This window comes from Sphingomonas bacterium, from assembly GCF_903643065.1.
In the GTDB taxonomy this organism is placed as follows: domain Bacteria; phylum Pseudomonadota; class Alphaproteobacteria; order Sphingomonadales; family Sphingomonadaceae; genus Sphingomonas.
The window spans coordinates 1-3,373 of record NZ_CAHJWX010000337.1 but is presented as its reverse complement, the minus strand read 5'-3'; the positions used below and the strand labels follow the sequence as shown (position 1 = coordinate 3,373).

General features: G+C 69.4%; 3 protein-coding genes. 2 read left to right on the top strand and 1 reads right to left on the bottom strand.

Annotation, left to right across the window (positions count from 1 at the left end; translation table 11 throughout):
• Window positions 1-70 precede the first annotated feature (70 nt).
• Window positions 71-826, top strand: a complete 756-nt coding sequence (locus HUU95_RS11580; protein ID WP_174280248.1) for a PP2C family protein-serine/threonine phosphatase — start codon at window positions 71-73, stop codon at window positions 824-826.
• Window positions 823-2,697 carry a serine/threonine-protein kinase gene (locus HUU95_RS14715; RefSeq protein WP_174280247.1) on the top strand — a complete coding sequence of 625 codons (1,875 nt, stop codon included), beginning with the start codon at window positions 823-825 and terminating at the stop codon, window positions 2,695-2,697. The genes HUU95_RS11580 and HUU95_RS14715 overlap by 4 nt, the downstream gene beginning before the upstream one ends.
• 21 nt (window positions 2,698-2,718) lie before the next feature.
• Here HUU95_RS14715 and tagH read toward each other — a convergent pair.
• On the bottom strand, window positions 2,719-3,373 hold a 655-nt coding region (tagH, locus tag HUU95_RS11570), incomplete at its 5' end, for a type VI secretion system-associated FHA domain protein TagH (RefSeq protein WP_174280246.1).

The following is a 3,373-nucleotide window of genomic DNA, read 5'->3' as shown; positions in this document are numbered from 1 at the left end:
GCGCCCGGCCGGCCGGGCTGATGGCCACGGTGCTGACGCGATCGGCGCCGGGCGAGGGATCGCTCAACACATGACCAGGATCGAGCACGCCGCGCTGACGCATGAGGGATGCGTGCGCGCCAACAACGAGGATGCGTTCTGCGTCCGTCCCGCCGACGGGTTGTTCCTCGTCGCCGATGGCATGGGCGGGCACGAGAACGGCGAGTGGGCGTCCGCCTGCATCGCCGATACGCTGCGGGCGGTGTCGCTGCCGGCCGACTTCGACGCCGCCAGCCTCGCGGTCGCGGACGCGCTGCACCGCGCCAACGCCATCATCTTCGCCGAGGCGGAGGGACGGGGGCTTCAGATGGGGTCGACCGCCGTCGCGCTGCTCGTGCGCGACGGACGCTTCGCGGTGCTGTGGGTGGGCGACAGCCGCGCCTATCTGCGCCGCGACGGCGAGCTGATCCAGATCAGCCACGACCACACGCAGGTGCAGGAGATGGTCGATCGCGGCCTGCTCTCCCCCGAGGACGCCGAAGGCCACCCGATGAGCCACATCCTGGCCCGCGCCATGGGAGTACGCGACACGGTGGAGGTCGACGTGATCGCCGACGAGACCGAGGGTGGCGACACGTTCCTCCTTTGCTCCGACGGCCTCACCGCGCGCCTGGAAAGATCGGATATCGAGCAGCTGATGGCCGAAGCCGACCCCGAACAGCGTGTCGCTCGCATGATCAAGCTGACACTCGATCGCGGCGCGCCGGACAATGTCACGGTGGTCGCCGTCGACGTGCAGCCCACGACCAGCCTACAACTCCAGTCCGACTCCATGGTGACGCGATGAGCGACGACGATCAGCCGGCTGACGAGCCCCGCACCGTGTTCATGCCTGGCCGGGACGGCGCCTCCGCGCCGGCCTCGCCGCCGGCCGCCCCACCAGCGCGGCCCGAGCGGAGCTATCAGGCCACCACCGGCGGCTTCTCCACCCAGTTCGCGCCGCGCGAGGTGGGGCAGGGCATCCAGGTCGGCGACGTGCTCAACCACATCTTCGAGGTGAAGCGCTTCCTCGCGCGTGGCGGCATGGGGGAGGTGTTCGAAGGCGTGAATATCAACACGGACGAGCGCGTCGCGATCAAGGTCATGCTGCCGCAGCTCGCCGCCGATCCGAACGTGATCGGCATGTTCCGCAAGGAAGCCCGCACGTTGACGCGGCTGAACCACGAGGCGCTCGTCAACTATCGCGTGCTCGCCCAGGAACCGCAGCTGGGCGTGCTCTATATCGTCACCGAGTTCGTCGACGGCGTGAACCTGGCCGACGCGCTGGGCAAGCAGCAACCTTCGGCCGCCGACCTCGCGCTGCTGCTGCGCCGGCTCGCGTCGGGGCTGCGCGTCGCGCATCAGCTGGGCGCGATCCACCGCGACATGAGCCCCGACAATGTCATCCTCGAAGGCGGCGAGCTGGGCCGCGCCAAGGTGATCGACTTCGGCATCGCCAAGGACCTGGACCCGGGCTCGAAGACGATCGTCGGCGAGGGCTTCGCGGGCAAGCTCAACTATGTCGCGCCCGAGCAGCTCGGCGATTTCGGCCGCGAGGTCGGTCCTTGGACCGATGTGTACAGCCTGGCGCTGGTGATATTGGCGGTGGCGCTGGGCAAGAACGTGCAGATGGGCGGCAGCCTGGTCGACGCGGTCGACAAGCGGCGCGCGGGGCCCGACCTGTCGGCGGTGCCCGACGAGATCCGGCCGGTGCTCGCCCGGATGTTGGCGTCCAACCCGGCCCAGCGGCTGCGCTCGATGGACGAGGTGCTGACCGAGCTGGAGCCCAAGCTCGCCGAGGTGGTGGTGCCGTCGGCGAAGGGCAGCCGGGTCGGCTTGCTGGTCGGCGCCGGCGGGGCGTTGCTCGCGGCGGCGGTGGCCGGGTTCCTCATCCTGGGCGGCGGGCACGGCAAGCAGGCGGGCGGCGGCGGAATCGTGGCCGCGTCGCGTGATCCGATCGATGTCACGCGCGCGACCGTCAACGCCAACCTGCCGTCGGTGGGCTGTACCTGGCTCGACATCGCCAAGGTCGAAAAGGCGGGTGATCGCATCGCGGTGGCGCTGACCGGCGTCGCCGGCGATCCGGCGGCGGCGCAGAACCAGATCGGCCAGGCGCTGGCCGCGCAGAGGGTGACCAACGCCGACATCAATTTCGAGGCGGTGTCGCCGATCACGCAATCGGGCTGCGCGGCGCTGGATGCCTATCGCCAGATCCGCGCGACCGACGGCAAGCGCCTCACCACCGCGCAGCACAAGTTCGAGATGGCGACGCAGCCGCAAGGAGCGGAAGAAGCAGGCAAACTCGCCGCCAACGAGATCATCGCGATCAAGCTGGGCGATCCCAAGCTCGATTTCACGCTGGCGGGCATCGAGCCCTCCGGCGCGATCACGCAGGTGGTGCCGAGCCGCAAGGTGTTCGATGCGATCCCCAATACGAACGGGGTGCCGATCACCAAGGACCCGAACGACGCCTTTCGCATGCAGATCGTCGTCGATCACGAGGGCTGGTCGGGCTATCTGCTGCTGACCGGCAAGGGCCCATTCGACAAGGAGCTGGTCGCGCCGGGTCTCGGCGATCGCGGGCCGGACTGGCTCAACAAGTTCGTCTCCGCCGCGGCCGCGCAGGGCTGGCAGGCGGACATGGTCTGGGCGAAATCGGTGGACGAGATGAAGCCGTAGCCGACCCTGTCGGCGTCTTAGTCAGCTGCGGTTGCGGTCTCGCGCCTGTGCGTCGTACGCCTGGCGGAACTCCTTGGCGAAGACGTCCATGAACGCCTCGTCCGAACCGTGCGCGACGCCGGAGAACTCCTTCTCGTACGTGGCCCACAACGTCGCCTCGCGGCCATTGGGGAGGAGGCGGGACATGAAGCCACCGGTTTCCGCGCGCTTGCGGATCGCGGTGGGCGAGAACCGGTCCAGCGTTGCGCGCAACGCGCCCTGCATCGCCTTCAACGTCGCCATCTGATGGGATTGAAGGTCGAAATAGGCGTCCTCGATCGCGCGCTCGGCCGGCATGAAGCCGCGTTCGGTCGGGTTGATCAGCTGCGCCAGCGCCTGTTCGGGCGTGCGCGCGAACTTGATGGGATTGTTGCCGTCGAACTCGAGCCCGGTCTGCTCGGCTCCCATCTGCGATTTGGCGCGCGCGCGCGCCTCGACCATGACGACGATGCCCGCGACCATGCCGCGCAGCGCGCGACCGATCCGGTCCAGCGTGGCGGGCCCGGGCTGTTTGAGCTGTTCCGGATCGAGCCCGGCGGCGGCGGCGATCTGCGCCAGCACCCGTTGCAGGTCGGGCGCGGCGGCCGCAGGCGGAGACGACGGCGGCGATGGGCCGACCGGGACCACCGGCTCGGGA

Bases quoted from the DNA above. Each gene is read 5' to 3' on its own strand.
- HUU95_RS11580 (WP_174280248.1), top strand. From the start codon at position 71: ATGACCAGGATCGAGCACGCCGCGCTGACGCATGAGGGATGCGTGCGC.
- HUU95_RS14715 (WP_174280247.1), top strand. From the start codon at position 823: ATGAGCGACGACGATCAGCCGGCTGACGAGCCCCGCACCGTGTTCATG.